Source organism: Pseudoalteromonas sp. K222D, assembly GCF_017653575.1.
Classification (GTDB): domain Bacteria; phylum Pseudomonadota; class Gammaproteobacteria; order Enterobacterales; family Alteromonadaceae; genus Pseudoalteromonas; species Pseudoalteromonas nigrifaciens.
The window spans coordinates 66,273-82,818 of the sequence record NZ_JAGGDL010000017.1 but is presented as its reverse complement, the minus strand read 5'-3'; the positions used below and the strand labels follow the sequence as shown (position 1 = coordinate 82,818).

The 16,546-nt window shown below is 38.6% G+C and carries 15 protein-coding genes; 7 read left to right on the top strand and 8 right to left on the bottom strand.

Going from position 1 to position 16,546, the window contains the following annotated elements:
* Positions 1–143: 143 nt before the first annotated feature.
* Positions 144–335, bottom strand: a complete 192-nt coding sequence (locus J5X91_RS10315) for a hypothetical protein (protein WP_011327238.1) — start codon at positions 333–335, stop codon at positions 144–146.
* Between the two features lie 65 nt (positions 336–400).
* Complete coding sequence (locus J5X91_RS10310) at positions 401–571, bottom strand: DUF1328 family protein (protein ID WP_011327239.1); 171 nt, start codon at positions 569–571, stop codon at positions 401–403.
* 643 nt (positions 572–1,214) lie between these two features.
* Here J5X91_RS10310 and J5X91_RS10305 point away from each other — a divergent pair.
* The 5 genes from J5X91_RS10305 to J5X91_RS10285 all read left to right on the top strand — a co-directional run bounded on the left by J5X91_RS10305 (position 1,215) and on the right by J5X91_RS10285 (position 5,702).
* Positions 1,215–1,460 (top strand): OadG family transporter subunit, encoded by a 246-nt coding sequence (locus J5X91_RS10305; RefSeq protein WP_011327240.1) that lies wholly within the window; start codon positions 1,215–1,217, stop codon positions 1,458–1,460.
* 12 nt (positions 1,461–1,472) lie between these two features.
* Positions 1,473–3,254 carry a sodium-extruding oxaloacetate decarboxylase subunit alpha gene (oadA, locus tag J5X91_RS10300; protein ID WP_011327241.1) on the top strand — a complete coding sequence of 594 codons (1,782 nt, stop codon included), beginning with the start codon at positions 1,473–1,475 and terminating at the stop codon, positions 3,252–3,254.
* Positions 3,255–3,267: 13 nt separating this feature from the next.
* On the top strand, positions 3,268–4,398 hold the full coding sequence (locus J5X91_RS10295) for a sodium ion-translocating decarboxylase subunit beta (RefSeq protein ID WP_011327242.1): 1,131 nt from the start codon (positions 3,268–3,270) through the stop codon (positions 4,396–4,398).
* 129 nt (positions 4,399–4,527) lie between these two features.
* A complete protein-coding gene (locus J5X91_RS10290) occupies positions 4,528–5,499 on the top strand; it encodes an aldo/keto reductase (protein ID WP_208834694.1) in 972 nt (323 codons plus the stop codon).
* 26 nt (positions 5,500–5,525) lie between these two features.
* A complete protein-coding gene (locus J5X91_RS10285; protein WP_208834689.1) occupies positions 5,526–5,702 on the top strand; it encodes a hypothetical protein in 177 nt (58 codons plus the stop codon).
* 94 nt (positions 5,703–5,796) lie between these two features.
* On the opposite strand, the gene J5X91_RS10280 is transcribed toward J5X91_RS10285, so the two are convergent.
* Entirely contained in the window at positions 5,797–7,110 is a 1,314-nt protein-coding gene (locus J5X91_RS10280; RefSeq protein WP_208834685.1) for a peptidoglycan DD-metalloendopeptidase family protein, read from the bottom strand.
* Between the two features lie 503 nt (positions 7,111–7,613).
* Between J5X91_RS10280 and tyrS the strand changes: the two genes are divergently transcribed.
* Positions 7,614–8,813 (top strand): tyrosine--tRNA ligase, encoded by a 1,200-nt coding sequence (tyrS, locus tag J5X91_RS10275; protein ID WP_011327246.1) that lies wholly within the window; start codon positions 7,614–7,616, stop codon positions 8,811–8,813.
* 95 nt (positions 8,814–8,908) lie between these two features.
* On the opposite strand, the gene J5X91_RS10270 is transcribed toward tyrS, so the two are convergent.
* From J5X91_RS10270 to folE2, 4 genes are all read right to left on the bottom strand, one after another.
* Positions 8,909–9,853 carry a cobalamin biosynthesis protein gene (locus J5X91_RS10270; RefSeq protein WP_089367778.1) on the bottom strand — a complete coding sequence of 315 codons (945 nt, stop codon included), beginning with the start codon at positions 9,851–9,853 and terminating at the stop codon, positions 8,909–8,911.
* A complete protein-coding gene (gene mtnN, locus J5X91_RS10265) occupies positions 9,854–10,561 on the bottom strand; it encodes a 5'-methylthioadenosine/S-adenosylhomocysteine nucleosidase (protein ID WP_011327248.1) in 708 nt (235 codons plus the stop codon).
* 107 nt (positions 10,562–10,668) lie between these two features.
* Positions 10,669–11,265, bottom strand: a complete 597-nt coding sequence (locus tag J5X91_RS10260) for a DUF2726 domain-containing protein (RefSeq protein WP_011327249.1) — start codon at positions 11,263–11,265, stop codon at positions 10,669–10,671.
* A gap of 115 nt (positions 11,266–11,380) precedes the next feature.
* On the bottom strand, positions 11,381–12,301 hold the full coding sequence (gene folE2 / locus J5X91_RS10255; RefSeq protein ID WP_208834682.1) for a GTP cyclohydrolase FolE2: 921 nt from the start codon (positions 12,299–12,301) through the stop codon (positions 11,381–11,383).
* Positions 12,302–12,785: 484 nt separating this feature from the next.
* Between folE2 and arcB the strand changes: the two genes are divergently transcribed.
* Entirely contained in the window at positions 12,786–15,104 is a 2,319-nt protein-coding gene (arcB, locus tag J5X91_RS10250; RefSeq protein ID WP_208834678.1) for an aerobic respiration two-component sensor histidine kinase ArcB, read from the top strand.
* A 4-nt stretch (positions 15,105–15,108) separates the two neighbouring features.
* Here arcB and arcA read toward each other — a convergent pair whose 3' ends face one another.
* The gene (gene arcA / locus J5X91_RS10245) at positions 15,109–15,825 is read right to left on the bottom strand and encodes a two-component system response regulator ArcA (protein WP_011327252.1); all 717 of its coding nucleotides are present in this window, start codon (positions 15,823–15,825) and stop codon (positions 15,109–15,111) included.
* Positions 15,826–16,546: the final 721 nt, after the last annotated feature.

The window sequence follows — 16,546 nt, the reverse complement described above, 5'->3', positions numbered from 1 at the left end:
GTTACCAACAAGGCGTCATGAGCGCAGCTTTCCACGATGTGTGAAAAAGAAACCATCTAAATATCCCTATAAAAAAAAGCCAGTCAGTGTTAACTGACTGGCATTACTCATTTTAGAGCCGTTTTTTTAATAAATTAGAAGAATTAACAGTTAGTTTCTTCTGCATTTACACCTTCTTTTACTTCTTCACATGCATCTTCAACTTTGTTTTGCACGTCAGTTACTGCTTCGTCAATACGTTCACCAGCATCTTCTGCGTGGTTATCTTCACAGCCCATAATAAATAAACTTGCGAATAGGCCAATTAGTGCTGCTCTTAAAGTTGTCGAATTCATAATGTAATTCCTTGTAAATTTTGATTTAAATGATTTTTAATTAGTTTAAAACTTTAGTTTGTTACCTAGGGCTTTTTGCCACGTAGGGCACCCGATACTAAAGATATAACTAAAAGTATTAAAAATATAAAAAATATAATTTTTGCAATACCCGCTGCGGCGCCTGCTATACCACCAAAACCTAACACTGCAGCAATTAAAGCAATTACTAAAAAAGTGATTGTCCAGCGTAACATTGTATTCTCCTTGGTTTATCAAATTTGCTCAATGGATATGATGCGAGTTACGTGCCATTGTTTTTTTGCTTTTAAATCAATGGTTTGATTTTGTTTGTGTTATTTCAGCGTGCACTCAATGGTAAGTTTTACGCTTTGCTATGTAATTTATTCATACTGATACAAGTGATTATGGATGTTAGTTTTTTATAAGAGAAGTTAGCGCATATTGATTTTTAGAATTGAGTTTAAGAGCTATTAAATTGCAGTTCGAGACTTGCGAGCATAGCGGGCTTAATAACAGCGGCTATTTAAATGGTTGAATAATTAACAAATATATTTGGTAAGACCAATTGCCAGTGGTGAAATTACTTTATGCTAATAGAACTGTTAACGCTTTACTTTAAGTGCATTATTAACGGTTTTTAGGTCGCCTATATAACTTTTATTTATATTCACTATTTTTATTATCTATGTAATAGCGCGTATCTAGTCCTTTTTGTAGTGTTAAGTTAATTAATAGCATGTTAGTTTTGTTTAAATTGGTTTTACCAATTTACAGGCTATAGACAAAACACTGTTTTTTGTTATTATTCGGTGAATAATTATTTACGTAAAATGATTTTTTATTTTGATTTCGGTATAAGTTTTATAGGAGAGGAAAATGGATATCGCTGCTTTACTTACAACAGCAAGCAACTTAATGCTAACCGGTATGGTGGGGGTGTTTGTGTTTCTGTCATTATTAATTACCTGCGTTACGGTTATGTCTAAGCTGGTATCTCGCTTTGCAGAGCCTGAGCTTGCAATGCCTGCCAGAACACCGTCTTTTAAATCACAAGGTGTGCCTAATGAGCACATCGCCGCAATTAGTGCTGCCATTGCTCAGTACAAAACAAACAATAATTAAAGGAGCACTTAAATGGCTAAATTAAAATTAACAGAACTGGTACTACGTGATGCGCATCAATCATTGTTAGCAACTCGTATGCGCCTTGACGATATGCTACCGATTGCAAAAAAGCTTGATGATGCAGGTTATTGGTCTATTGAGTCGTGGGGTGGAGCTACGTTTGATTCGTGTATTCGTTATTTAGGTGAAGATCCTTGGGAGCGTATTCGCGCACTAAAAAAAGCGATGCCAAATACTAAACAGCAAATGCTATTACGCGGTCAAAATTTATTAGGTTACCGCCATTATGCTGACGATGTAGTAGAAAAATTTGTAGAGCGTGCCCATAAAAATGGCGTTGATGTATTTCGTATATTTGATGCAATGAACGATGTACGTAATCTTGAAACGGCAATTAAAGCGGCTATAAAAGTAGGCGCACATGCCCAAGGGACTATTTCTTATACAGTAAGCCCTGTTCATACGCTTGATATGTGGTTAACGCTAGCTAAGCAGTTGGAAGATTTAGGCTGTCATTCAATTTGTATTAAAGATATGGCGGGTTTATTAAAGCCGTACGATGCTGAAAAACTAATTAAAGCACTAAAAGAAACTGTATCTATTCCAATTGCAATGCAGTGCCACGCCACAACAGGTTTAAGTACTGCGACTTATCAAAAAGCGATTGATGCAGGCATTGATATGCTTGATACCGCAATTTCATCTATGAGTATGACTTACGGACACACCGCAACTGAAACTATTGTATCGATAGTTGAAGGGACTGAGCGTGATACTGAGCTTGATTTAAATCACCTAGAAGAAATTGCTGCTTACTTTAGAGATGTACGTAAAAAATACGCGGCATTTGAAGGTAGCTTAAAAGGGGTTGATGGCCGTATTTTACTCGCGCAAGTACCTGGTGGCATGTTAACTAACATGGAAAACCAGCTTAAAGAGCAAGGCGCAGCAGATAAGCTTAATGAAGTTTTACTTGAGATCCCACGTGTACGTGAAGATCTTGGCTTTTTACCGCTTGTTACACCAACGTCGCAAATTGTAGGCACTCAAGCGGTACTTAATGTACTAACGGGTGAGCGCTATAAAACAATTACTAAAGAAACAGCTGGCGTATTAAAAGGTGAATATGGCCTAACACCAGCACCTATGAATAAAGAGCTACAAGAGCGTGTGCTTGATGGAGCAGAGGTAATTACTTGTCGTCCTGCAGATAATATTGCACCTGAGCTTGCAACGCTTGAGGCTGAATTATTAAAAGAAGTACAAGAGCAAGGTTTAACTCTTGCTGATGAGCAAATTGATGACGTACTAACGTATGCATTATTCCCACAGGTTGGTTTGAAGTTTATTAAAAACCGTAACAACCCAGATGCATTTGAGCCAGTTCCTTGTGTTGAAGATAAAAGTAATAAAGCTCCCTCTAAATCAGCTTCAAATAACAACAGCGTTAAAGCTGAGCAATACAGCGTAAAAGTAGACGGTAAGGTTTACGACGTTGTTGTAGCTCAAGGCGGCGAGCTTAAAGAAGTTACATTAAAAGACTCAGAACATATTCCTCAGTCTGCTTCGGTTGCATCAGGCGAAACACTTAACGCCCCTTTAGCCGGTAATATTTTTAAGATAAAGGTAAAAGCAGGGCAAGTTGTGAATGAAGGTGATGTAGTGATTATTATGGAAGCCATGAAAATGGAAACTGAAATACGCGCTACGCACACCGGAACAATTGCTGAAGTGTTAGTTGGTGAAGGCGATGCTGTAACTACCGGCGACGCTATGATTGCATTAGCTTAGGAGTAAATAGAGGATGGATGGTATTTTAAACCTCTGGCATGCCACAGGCATTGCTAACTTTACATTTCCAGCGTTGATTATGATTGCGGTAGGCTGTTTATTATTGTTTTTGGCAATAGCCAAAAAATTTGAGCCCCTATTATTATTACCTATCGGCTTTGGTGCAATATTAACTAATATTCCGGTGGCTGGTTTATCCGACCCCGGCGGCTTACTGCATTATGTGTATTACGTAGGTATTGATACGGGGATTTTTCCACTATTAATATTTATGGGAGTAGGCGCGTTAACTGATTTTAGTGCGCTAATTGCTAACCCTCGTATGTTGCTATTAGGTGCGGCTGCACAGTTTGGTATTTTTGCGACTTTGTTTGGCGCTATTTTACTTAACTATGTACCTGGTTTTGAATTTAGCCTGCAAGATGCGTCGGCTATTGCGATAATTGGTGGAGCTGATGGCCCAACCGCTATATTTTTAGCCTCTAAACTGGCACCCGACTTGTTAGGTGCGATTGCGGTAGCTGCTTATTCGTATATGGCATTAGTGCCAATTATTCAGCCGCCAATTATGCGCGCATTAACCACGGTTGAAGAGCGCCAAATAAAAATGCCAGAGCTGCGTAAAGTATCTAAAAAAGAGAAAATTATTTTTCCATTAATGGTACTTAGCTTAACGGCTATGTTTTTACCGGCAGCTATACCGCTGGTAGGTATGTTTTGTTTAGGTAACTTAATGCGAGAGTCGGGTGTTGTTGATAGATTAAGTAACAGTGCTCAAAACGAAATCATCAATGTTACAACTATATTTTTAGGTTTAGCTGTAGGCTCAAAGCTTGCTGCAGATAAGTTTTTAACTGTTGAGACGATTGGTATTTTAGTGCTTGGCGCACTGGCTTTTGCAATTGGTACGGCATCTGGCGTATTTATGGCGAAAGGGTTAAATAAAATATCTAAAACGCCGATTAATCCATTAATAGGTGCTGCGGGAGTATCGGCTGTACCCATGGCGGCGCGCGTAGTAAATAAAGTAGGCCTTGAGAGCAATCCACATAACTTTTTACTTATGCATGCAATGGGGCCAAATGTTGCCGGAGTACTAGGCAGTGCAGTTGCAGCAGGTATTTTATTAGCACTTGTTGGCTAACATCAATTTTAAAATCCAACCGATTAGCGCAGTTTACTGCGCTTTTTTTATGCTTAATTTATAGGGATAGGTTTTTATCGACTGTTTTTGTTACAGTAAGCTACTTGTAATTAATTAAGGATAGCCGGCATGCATGACACTCCTTTGGCAAAATATTTACCTAATGTTAGCAAGCTCATATTTGGTTGTATGGGACTTGGGGGAGGCTGGAATAAAGACCCCTTAACTAATACTCATACCCAGCAGGCACATGTTTGTATAGATACAGCAATAGCCGGTGGCATTAATCTTTTTGATCACGCCGATATTTATACATTTGGCAAAGCTGAGCAGGTGTTTGGCCAAGTCCTTAAGCAGCGCCCAAAGCTGAGAGAGCAAATTTATATCCAGTCAAAGTGCGGAATTCGTTTTGCCGATGAGCAAGGGCCAAAGCGCTACGACTTATCAAAGCAATGGATTGAGCAATCAGTAGAGGGCTCTCTTAAGCGGTTAAATACTGATTATTTAGATGTACTTATGCTGCACAGACCCGACCCTTTGATACAAGTTGAAGAAGTAGCTCAGGTATTTAGTCGCTTAAAAGAAAGTGGCAAAGTACGTCATTTTGCGGTGTCTAATATGTCGCAGCAACAAATACAGTTTTTACAAACAGCCCTTGATATGCCCATAGTTGCCAACCAAATTGAAGCAAGCTTAAAGCAATCAGCCTGGGTTGATGAGGGGGTATATGTCGGTAACCGCGATGGCAAAGACATTAACTTTACTCCCGGCTTTATAGAATATTGCACCGAGCAGGAAATACAAATTCAAAGCTGGGGTAGCTTATGCCAAGGATTATATTCAGGAAAACAGCTGCAAAATGCATCACCAGCAGATATTAATACCGCTATATTAGTGGCTAAGTTAGCAGCACTTTATAGAACGTCTGCCGAGGCTATTGTATTGGCTTGGTTACTGCGCCATCCGGCATTAATTCAACCGGTAATAGGCACAACTAATGCTAAGCGACTGGCTGCATCGTGCAGCGCTGTAAATATAGAATTAACCCGAGAGCATTGGTATGCATTATATGTCAGCGCCAAAGGGCACGAGTTACCCTAATTTAGACCCCCACTTAAGGTATTACTATGAATATATACGTTATTTTAATTAGCTTGTTTGTCGCATTGTTAATATTAATTCCGTTATTAGAAAAGTATCAAAGTAAAATAGGCTTAGATGGCGCTAAAAAATACAGTAAGTATATATGGCCACTGGTAATGGTATCGTTAGTGGTACAGCTAATTTATGTATTAATGAATTAGTGTGTCAGTCTATTATTCATAGGCAAAAAAATTATAGGTACAAAAAAGCCTTTGCAAGTTACCTAGCAAAGGCTTTTTTAATAATGATTTAATATTACTTAAGTGCTAACTGTAGTTCGCGGTTGCGCTCTAACTGGGCAATAAAGTTATCAGCAATAGGCTTAAACTTGGCAAGCTCTGCACGTGGCAGCGGCTCTGACTTAGGCAATTTAACGGTTTTAGGATTACGATGAACACCATTAACTAAAAATTCATAGTGTAAGTGTGCACCGGTCACACGACCAGTAGAGCCAACAGTACCGAGTTGCTCACCTTGCTTAATTTTTTGCCCTGTTTTTACTAGGCGTTTATTAAGGTGCAAGTACTTAGTTACGTACTGTGTGCCATGGCTAATAAATACATAGTTACCATTATATTTACTGTAACCCGATTTAATAACTTTACCGTTACCTGAGGCAACTACCGGCGTGCCAGTGCGCGCCGCAAAGTCTATACCGCGATGCGCTCTAACTTGCCCCGTTACTGGGTGTAAACGTCGCGGGTTAAAGCTTGAGCTTATATATTTAAAACTAACTGGTGCACGTAAAAATGCTTTTTTCATGCTGCGCCCTTCAGGAGTATAAAAACTACCGTCAGTGTGGCGAATTGCAGCATAGCGCTGGCCTTGGTTAACAAATTCCGCAGCAATAATTTTACCAGTACCAATAAACTCACCATCTACATAGTGAGATTCATAAATTAAACCAAACCCATCGCCTTTGCGAATATCGTTAGCAAAATCTACATCCCAACCAAATATATCGGCAAAGTTCATTATTTGGCGCTCGCTTAAACCTGCAGCTATTGCTGAAGTCCAAAAGCTACTAGAAATTTCGCCGCCTACTGTTTTAGTTAGTGTTTCTATTTCTTTACTATCTATTGAAGTGTCGTATTGCCCTTCATCGTTTAAGGTAACAAATAAAGTGTCTGTTTTTGAAATAACGTAACGCAGCTGTGCTAAATCACCATCTTTTGCGGTGGCAAAACTTAGTGTTTCACCCGGGTGAATTTTAGTAAGTTTGCGAGTTTCTGCGTTAGTGTTAATTAATTTATGTAACGTTTGAGCTGAAAAGCCAGCACGTTTAAAAATAATAGCTAAGTTATCTCCATTTTTTACTTGGTGATCAACAAAGTCGTATTCTGGCAGCTTGTCTGCTGCTTGCTCTGAGTTTAACGCAGTTAATTTTTCGTTGTCATCAACTTTAACTTGTAACTCATAGCGCTTGCCAATTTCTAGAGTGTTTTCACTATTGTCTTTGGATGCAGTGGCTTTTTCAGAAGGGAGAAAAGCTAAGCCAGCAATAGCAGAAACTAAGCCTAAAATAAGCAATTTGTGTTTTTTGGGGAGCGCGTGAACCACGTGAACCATAACGTGCCTTTTTCTGCTGTCAAGAAAATTAATAGATTATCTTGCAGGATATAACGAATAATGTACGAATACTAGTATTTTGTAGATTTAAACTAATGCTAAATTAAGCTAAAATCACAGGGCTTATAGGCATCTTAGTATTAAAGTAGCTTATGATCTAGGTGTTTTATTAATCTAGAACTAGGGCTAAACCGCGGTATTTTTGAGCAAAATAATAAAACAATGATACTTCATCAAAGTTAGTAATTTAAAAACCAAAGCTGCAGCTGTTTGTGCTGTTTTTAAAGTGTTGCAAACAGTTATCTTTACTCGTTTATGCAACTTATGCCGCTTTGCCTTATTTAGTGACGCTATCGTTTAAAAAGTTGTTTTAATTAGGTAATAATTTGCTATCTTAGTTACATAGGTTTATTGACTCTAAAAGTGCTACTTATCTAGTAATAAGCCGCGAGCATATTAATAATTAACCCCTTCGTTAACAGAATTTTTTGGAGTAACACACAGTGGATTTACAAACCGCTCTTGCAGAGATAAAACGCGGTACAGAAGAGATATTAATTGAAGATGAGTTAGTTGAAAAATTAAAATCTGGAAAAAAACTAAAAATTAAAGCGGGCTTTGATCCAACCGCGCCTGATTTACACTTAGGTCACACGGTACTTATTAATAAAATGAAAACCTTTCAGGACTTAGGTCATGAGGTTGTATTTTTAATTGGTGACTTTACCGGTATGATTGGCGACCCAACAGGTAAAAACGTAACGCGTAAGCCGCTTACTCGCGAAGACGTGCTTGCTAATGCTGAGACTTATAAAGAGCAAGTATTTAAAATTCTTGATCCGGCAAAAACCACGGTCGCATTTAATTCTACCTGGATGGAAAATTTAGGCGCAGCTGGAATGATCAAACTTGCAGCACGCCAAACCGTTGCGCGTATGTTAGAGCGTGATGATTTTAAAAAGCGTTACGCTAGTGGCCAGTCTATTGCTATTCATGAGTTTTTATATCCGTTAGTACAAGGTTGGGATTCGGTTGCACTTGAGGCTGATGTAGAGCTCGGTGGTACTGATCAGCGCTTTAACCTGCTAATGGGTCGTGAGCTACAAAAAGACGAAGGCCAAAAACCACAAACAGTAATAATGACGCCGTTATTAGAGGGCACCGATGGGGTGCAAAAAATGTCTAAATCGTTGGGTAACTATATAGGTATTACCGATGCGCCTAACGATATGTTTGGTAAAATAATGTCGATTAGTGATGTGCTAATGTGGCGTTACTACGACTTATTAAGCGGGCTGTCGATTGCTGGTATTAACGCGCAAAAAGAGCGTGTAGAGCAAGGTACAAATCCTCGTGATATTAAAATTGAGTTAGCAAAAGAGCTTATTGCGCGCTTTCATAGTGAAGCCGATGCACAAGCAGCTCATGATGACTTTATTCAGCGCTTTCAGAAAAAAGCTCTGCCGGATGAAATACCTGAACTAACAGTAACCATTGAGCAAGACAGCATTTTAATTGCTAACTTGCTTAAAGAAGCTAACTTAGTTGCTAGTACATCAGAAGCAATGCGCATGATTAAGCAAGGTGCAGTTAAGCTCAACGGCGAAGATAAAATTACAGACACTAAACTTGAAATAGCAAAAGGCAGTACGGCTATTTACCAAGTAGGTAAGCGTAAGTTTGCAAATATTACTGTAGCGTAAAGCTAAACGGTAAAATGCTAAAAACCAGCCACGGCTGGTTTTTTTGTGCTTATATTTTTTGTATTTTTAATAATAGGTGTGTAACTCGCCCTTAGCTAAATGTTTTTAAGTATTTCTATGCAAACAACGACCAGTAACCAAAATACCCGCGCTTGATTTAGTCTATTAATAGTAATCGGCACGTCCTCAGCAATAGGGAGGCGTTCGGTACCAATACGCATTTTGTTAAAACGTTCGCCAAAATACACTGCAGGCCCGCCTAGTTGTACGCCTAATGATGCAGAGCAAGTGCTTAAAAGCCACCCAGTATTAGTTTGATAAAAGTGCCTGCCATAATGCTTTATATAATGCATGCTTAGCTTGCTCGCTTTACTGGCTGCAATAGTCAGTGCCAATAAGCGCATAGGAATAAATTCAATAATAAACAAGGTAATTTTAAGCGGCTTTAAAAAAGGGCTGTTGGGTTTAATGTTACTGCGCCATGCCTGCTCAATTAAAGTAAGTAATCGATAGGCAAGCGCTGCAATAGGCCCAAGTACTAAAAAAACAAATATCACCACAAAGTAATATCTTGCAGTACGTAATATTAGGCTCTCTATTAAGGCTTTAATTATGCCTGCACCAGAGAGTTTAGTAACATCTCGGGCTACTAATGGCTTTAATAGCTCACGGGCGGCAGATTTTTGGTTTTGTTTGGTAAGCTTAGCAATACGTAGTGCTTTTTTATCAATAGCTTTACTCTCAAGGCATAAATATAAAATAAGCCCGGCGAGTAATTCAGGGTAAAATGCAAATTCCAGTAGTAATACAATAATAATAAGTACCACACTTAAAATAAGTGTACTGGCAAGGGCTGCGGCTAAATATTGATAGCTATTGGGTTCTGCTGCTTTATAAATACGCTTACCAATAGCGCTAAAAATAGCCGTTAAAGCGGTGTTAGGATGATACCAACTAACAAGTGGTAAAAAGCGCTCAGCAAGGAGCGCCATTATAAATACAATAAAGTCCAAGTGATTTTGAACCATATTGCTGAGCATTTACAGTGAAACTGCCGTTAGCTTTTCAAGTAACGCCACTACCATTTTAGATGAATTGATTGATGCTGTTTCTAGGTATTCTTCAAACGACTGCGGCGACTCTTTGCCGGCAATATCTGACATCGAGCGAATAACCACAAACGGTGTATTAAGTGTATGACAGGTTTGCGCAATTGATGCCCCTTCCATTTCTACTGCAAGCATTGTAGGAAAGTCGCTACGGGCTTTTTCAATACGTATTGGGTCACACATAAATATGTCGCCGGTACAAATTAAACCAACTAAGGTTTTTACGTCACTAATTTGCGCAATAGTTTGCTCTGCGGCAGCCACTAATTTAGGGTGTGCTGCAAAACCTGCTGGCATTTGTGGTACTTGACCTATTTCGTAACCAAAGGCAGTTACATCAACATCATGATGACGAACTTCTGACGAAATAACTACATCGCCCACATTTAATGACGGATCAAAGCCGCCGGCAGAGCCGGTGTTAATTACGCAATCAGGGGCGAAGTTGTCAATAAGTAATGTAGTTGCAATAGTTGATGCTACTTTACCAATACCAGATTGAACCAATGTTACTGTGTTACCTGCTAATTCACCGGTATAAAAAGTAAAACCAGCTTTAGTTAAAGTTTGTGGATTTTGCATTGCTTCGCGCAAAATTTTAACTTCTGGCTCCATTGCGCCAATAATACCAACATTCATAGTGTTAAGTTCCTGAGTTTGAATGCGCTGATTATACGTGAAGTTAGCGCTAAAAAACAAAAAAGCGAGCAGTTTTACTTTGCTCGCTTTTTATTATGTTATTTACGTTAAATTTCGGCTAGTGCTGTAGAGTGCGCTTTAGCTTGAGAAGGTGATAGTACCGCTGGTTTTTGAACTCGGGTACGAATAGGGCGAGCTGTTTGCGTAGCCGCAGGTTTGCCGAGTTTAAACATAATAGCGTCGCGTACTTCACTTGGGCGATAGCCTGATTTTACTTTCATACGAATATGCGGGATGCCAGCGGCCTCTAATGCGCCATTAACAAACCAGTCGCGTTGTGCTTTATGGCCATCTTTATTGGCATTGTTTACTAAGTCTACGGCTGCCACTATGGTCATTTTTTCTTTATCGACTAGCACAAAATCAAGCTGTTTATTTTTAGCTTTAGCCATTGCGGCACGCTTAGACTTTGCCGATAAACCTTGTTTGCAATCAATCACGTCGATTAGTTTTACACGACTAACAATTTTATACTGATCGCCCACTGCGCGTTCTAATAAATTTAAAAAAGCACTTTCTACTTGAGTAAATACATTTTGCTTGCGGGTAAAAGGATAAGGGTTTCCGCCATCATCGTTAAACTTTGACGCAACAACAGAGGCCCCAACAACTAATACTAAAATTGATAATAAAGCGAATTCCATACGGTAACTCCATAACAACAAATTGACACTGCTTAAGTAAAGCAATTAACGTGCCTAAATTAGTTAGTTAAGTAGTATGTTTCCGTATGGATATTGAACACTGCAAAATAAGAACTTAAGCTCTATAACCGCCAGCAACGCCTTTAACTGCAATAGCGAGTGCGTCGTGCGCATGCAGCGATTCGTAATGATTTATTTGTAACCAGTAATCACTGTATTGCTGTGTTTCTAGTAGCGCTTTAATTTTACGAGCAGCATCTTCACAAAACATTAAATTTTGACCATTTAGGCGGGCAAACTCTTGTTCATCTTCACGTTTCACCGCCGCTTGTACTGGCGTTTTTAATTCATCTTCAATCGTGTTAATTAAATTAACTACGTCAAATTGAGTAATATTACTGTCGAGCTTTACTTTTACATTAGCAATTGAGCGCTGCGAGTGTGGGGTGGCTACAATACCTTGCGTAGTACCTAGCCATTCTAGTGCTTCTTTTTGACTGAGGGTTTCTTGATTGAATTTTTCGGCAAATGCATTTTGTATCAGCTGACGCGCAAGTGCCGCTGAACATGGGCAAGTTGATGAATAGGTTACATCAACACTTAGCTCGTAATTAATAACACCTTGTTCAATTGTGCTGGTTAATATAACAGGGTAGCTTTTCCAGCCAGCCTTGTCGCTTAATAACGATTTACGGCGCAGTGGTAATTCAAACTTAAATTCTATAAGTGCTTTATCACTTAAGCCTTCGTGGCTACTAATAAAAAAATCGAGCGCTTGAGCCAATGTTTGAGGATTAACTTGCTGCTCAGTAGAGAGCGTGTCGAGCGCTAAAAATAAGCGAGACATATGAATGCCTTTTGCATCTTCTTTGTGTAAGTTTACAAAAGCGCGGGCTTTAGCATTAACAGTAACTGGCGTTATGCCATGCGACTCAAAAATAAATGGCAGTTCAATTTCACCCATTCCCACCCAGTCTAATGTACCAGTTTGTAAGGCGGGAGCCGTGTTAGCTATATCGGGCATATTAGTTTGCATGGTGTGTTACTCGTTATTAGCAATAATAAAGCGCCGCATTTTACACTAAATAATTTATTGCTGGAATGATGAGTTGTAGCCAGCTAATGATTCAAACAATAAATATTAGAGTTTTTATCGCACAACATGAAAATAGCTGATAGAAAATGCTAAAATTAACCATAACATGCAATTTAAACCTTTTTGTAATTAGGGGCTGTTGATCTTTCAAGGTTGAATTTACAGCAGTCTGTTTGGTATTTAGGCAAGGCAGAGCCTGTGTTGTGTTTATTCCCCATAAATTGGCGATAACGCAGCATTAATGCCAAACAGGCGCTGCCCGAAGGGTTCTGCCTAGGGGGAATTAACTCTTTGTTGCTCGGTTTTTACTTAGCCCACTAGGTTATAAACCTCGCGCCGCGATTAAATTGCCTCTAGTTTGAATAAATACTAACCCGCAAAGGTCAACAGACCCTAAGCATTTAGCTAAGAGAAACACTGATATATGACCGATTCTTCTTTGAGCCCTTGGGCTCGAGTTCTTTCTAGTTTAATAACTCGGTTTGGTGAGTTTAAAACTGCAGCCATTTGCTATGCTTTGTTATTGGCAGTTTCGCTTGTTTTATCAAGTATGTTTTATTATGTTGCCGTTGGAGAAGTTAATCTTGTTGATATATTAGCTGTGGTATTTTTTACCTCTGTGGTATCGCCTCTGGTTATAAGCGTGCTAATAAATTCAATCAGGCAACTAGATGCCTCCTATGCATATTTAGACAGTGCGACAAAACAAGAAAAGCTACTCAATCAAACATTAAAAGATAATATAAATCGCTTAAATGTAGAAATTGATGAGCGTAAAATGGCGTTTCATGCCAAGCACCGGGCAATAGAAGAGCTAAGAAAAGAAATTGCTGAGCGTAAAAAAACACAACAAGAGCTTGCCCAGCAAAGTATGCTACAGCGCTCAATAGTAGACTCCTCCCCCGATTTATTTTATTACCGCGACGACAACGGTGTGTTTGCTGGCTGTAATAAAATGTTTGAAGAAGTAATGGGTAAAACCAGTGACGAATTAATCGGTAAGAGTGCTGAACAAATATTTCCTAATCAATTTTTATCTGAAGTTTTAAAAACCGATAAACAGGTAGAGCAAACTCATCAAGCATTAACTATAGATGTTCAATACGATGTGGGCGGCGAAACGCGTTGGTTTGAATTACGTAAATTGCCGTTTATTAATGATAAAGGTAAGTACATAGGTTTACTTGCATTTGGCCGTGATATTACGAGTCGTAAAGAGGCTGCAGAAGCACTTGAAACAGCCTACAAAGATAAAGGTAAATTTATTGCCACTTTGAGCCATGAGTTGCGTACACCACTTAATGGCATTGTTGGTTTAACACGTATGTTGCTTGATACAGAGCTTAATAAACAGCAGCGTAGTTGGTGTAATACGGTGTTTTCGAGTGCCGAAACACTAGGTAATATATTTAACGACATTATAGATTTAGACAAAATAGACAGAGAGCAGTTAGATATTGCAACTAATGCTATAAACGTATCAGACTTTATTAACGATGTGGTTAACTTTGCAGGCCTAATTGCTGAACAAAAAGATCTTTCTTTTGATATTAAACGCTTAGGCATGCTAGATATTTATGCGCAACTAGATCCAACCCGACTTCGCCAAGTTGTTTGGAACTTAATAAATAATGCGGTTAAATTTACTCATAAGGGCAGTGTAACCCTCACCTGTATTCGTGAAAATCGAGATGATGGCCCTTGGCTTACCATGAAAATATCAGACACCGGAGAAGGCATACCAGCCGAACAGCTCTCTCGTATTTTTGATATGTATTATAAAGCGCCAGATCTTAAAGGCACCAATGCTATTGGTTCTGGCATTGGCTTAGCAGTAACCAAAGCCTTAGTTGATGCAATGCAGGGGATTATTTCGGTTAATAGTACCGAAGGCGAGGGGAGCTGCTTTATAGTAGAAATACCGCTAATTTTATGTAGCGCACCCACTGAGAATAGTTATGTAGGACGCAGCTTAAATATACTGTTAGTAGAAGATGTGCCGTTAAATGCCGAAATTGCGACTAACTTACTTGAACAGCGTGGTCATGAAGTTATTTGGGCTGAGACCGGCGAAGATGCATTGTCTTTTGTAGAAACTGAAGACGATTTAGATTTGATCTTACTTGATATGCAGTTACCCGATATAAACGGTGATGAAGTAGCAAGGCAAATAAGAGCCGATAGCCATTTTGATAAATTACCTATTGTAGCGCTTACCGCAAATGTGCGCAGTGCAGAGCAAGAGCTAGAGGGGATTTCAATCCAAGGAGCGCTCGCTAAGCCTATCAATACGGTAAAACTAGATAAAATATTAGCTGATTTATTTGGTATAAAACAAACAAGAAGTAATGAGCCACAATTAAAAGTAAGTGCAGCAGCGCTTGCTGACATTAATGCACATTTACTTGATGTTGAAACTATAGAAGACTTTGTAAACTCAATGGGTTTGGTGGTGTTTAAACGCAGTAGTCAGTTATTTGAAAAACTCAATCCCCAGTATCAGCAAGAGTTACTTACCTCGTTAAACTCAGGCGACAGAGAAGAATATAAATCAGTTGCACATAAGCTTAAAGGTGCTGCGGGATCTGTAGGCTTAAATGATGTGCAATTACATGCAAAAGTAATGGAGTATGGTGCGCTGGATGAATCTGACGAGGTATTAAAGCAGTGGTTAGATGTTTTAGCAGACAAAATAAATGAAGGACAACATGCCCTTCATTTATTCTTACAGCAATTAGAGTAACTAATTAGCTGTCGATTTTACCAATGAAGCGATAACCTTCACCATGAATGGTGCTGATCAACTCAGTTGTTGAGTTGTCGCTTTCAAAGTGCTTACGAATACGACGAATTGTAACATCAACTGTTCTATCGTTTGCACGTAGCTCACGGCCAGTCATGTGTTTAATTAATTGCTCACGGCTAAAAATACGACCTGGAGAGTCAAGCATTAAACGCAGTGCTCTGTATTCGCCTTTAGGTAGACGTTTTGCGTCTCCACCTGGAGAAGTAAGACAGCGACTGTTTTCGTCAAGTTCCCAACCGTTAAACGTAATTACACCATTTGTTTCAAGTGCAGACTCTTCACCACCTAGGGCAGTACGAGTAATTAAATTACGCGCACGAATAGTTAATTCGCGAGGATTAAACGGTTTAGTAATATAGTCATCAGCACCAATTTCTAGGCCTAAAATACGATCTACATCATTGTCACGGCCTGTTAAGAAAATAAGACCGACTTTGCGTTTTTGGCGTAACTCACGTGCTAAAATTAGCCCGTTTTTACCCGGTAGATTGATATCCATAACTACAAGATTGACGTCGTCATTATTTGTAAGCTTATCATGCATGTCATCGCCATCAATGGCTTCAATAACTTTGTAACCTTCAGCTTCAAATAAACTAACGAGGTTTAGTCTAGTTACGTCTTCATCCTCTACTATCAGAATGACTGGCGTTTGCATTTTTAATTAACCTTTTGGTGTGTTTTATTTATAAAAAAAACCGGTATAGTTTTATAAACCGATTACTAAAAGAGTATAGGATTATATCTAATTGTTAACAAGTAAAAACAATTAGAGAAAAACAGCAGGATCCGCACAGCCTACTTAAAAGGTATAGAGTAAAGCTACTGTTTAATTGATCTTTAAAATTGGATGCATATTTTGAATTATTAAAGTCAAAGCCATTTCCCTTTAGTAATTGATACATCCATCAATCAGGTAAAGATACTTAAAATAATCAGACTAATTCAAAACGAAATTATATCACTTTCCAACCTTTCATCAATGTATGTGATATCTTAAAAGCATTAAAGTTCAGAAAATATTTAACTTTAAGCAGTTAATTCACTAAATAATATAGTTGAATAACGAATGCTCTATTAATGAGGTCATAAAGTTAAAATTCAAGAGCATGCTTATAATTAATCAGTACGTTATTTAAGCTGTGGTGTTGTTGGTGAGTGTCGTTTTTACTTTGACTATAAAAGCTGTTTTACGCTCAGAGTTTACTTGGATATTACTTAACAGGTTTGCCAGCAGATAGGCGGCTTGAAATAGTTCTCGTACCCTATCCTTATTTATTTGTTATAAAAAGGTCAAATACTTGATTTTACTATTCCCCTCAATATTTTGACTATTATTGCTAAGCGGTAAAAATTCAGGAGGGTAATTAATTTTATAA

What these genes read in the sequence shown, in the direction of transcription:
- arcA (WP_011327252.1), bottom strand. Translation starts at nt 15,825, where the DNA reads ATGCAAACGCCAGTCATTCTGATAGTAGAGGATGAAGACGTAACTAGA.
- oadA (WP_011327241.1), top strand. Translation starts at nt 1,473, where the DNA reads ATGGCTAAATTAAAATTAACAGAACTGGTACTACGTGATGCGCATCAA.
- J5X91_RS10315 (WP_011327238.1), bottom strand. Translation starts at nt 335, where the DNA reads ATGAATTCGACAACTTTAAGAGCAGCACTAATTGGCCTATTCGCAAGT.
- J5X91_RS10280 (WP_208834685.1), bottom strand. Translation starts at nt 7,110, where the DNA reads ATGGTTCACGTGGTTCACGCGCTCCCCAAAAAACACAAATTGCTTATT.
- J5X91_RS10310 (WP_011327239.1), bottom strand. Translation starts at nt 571, where the DNA reads ATGTTACGCTGGACAATCACTTTTTTAGTAATTGCTTTAATTGCTGCA.
- J5X91_RS10295 (WP_011327242.1), top strand. Translation starts at nt 3,268, where the DNA reads ATGGATGGTATTTTAAACCTCTGGCATGCCACAGGCATTGCTAACTTT.
- folE2 (WP_208834682.1), bottom strand. Translation starts at nt 12,301, where the DNA reads ATGCAAACTAATATGCCCGATATAGCTAACACGGCTCCCGCCTTACAA.
- mtnN (WP_011327248.1), bottom strand. Translation starts at nt 10,561, where the DNA reads ATGAATGTTGGTATTATTGGCGCAATGGAGCCAGAAGTTAAAATTTTG.
- J5X91_RS10270 (WP_089367778.1), bottom strand. Translation starts at nt 9,853, where the DNA reads ATGCTCAGCAATATGGTTCAAAATCACTTGGACTTTATTGTATTTATA.
- J5X91_RS10290 (WP_208834694.1), top strand. Translation starts at nt 4,528, where the DNA reads ATGCATGACACTCCTTTGGCAAAATATTTACCTAATGTTAGCAAGCTC.
- J5X91_RS10305 (WP_011327240.1), top strand. Translation starts at nt 1,215, where the DNA reads ATGGATATCGCTGCTTTACTTACAACAGCAAGCAACTTAATGCTAACC.
- J5X91_RS10285 (WP_208834689.1), top strand. Translation starts at nt 5,526, where the DNA reads ATGAATATATACGTTATTTTAATTAGCTTGTTTGTCGCATTGTTAATA.
- J5X91_RS10260 (WP_011327249.1), bottom strand. Translation starts at nt 11,265, where the DNA reads ATGGAATTCGCTTTATTATCAATTTTAGTATTAGTTGTTGGGGCCTCT.
- arcB (WP_208834678.1), top strand. Translation starts at nt 12,786, where the DNA reads ATGACCGATTCTTCTTTGAGCCCTTGGGCTCGAGTTCTTTCTAGTTTA.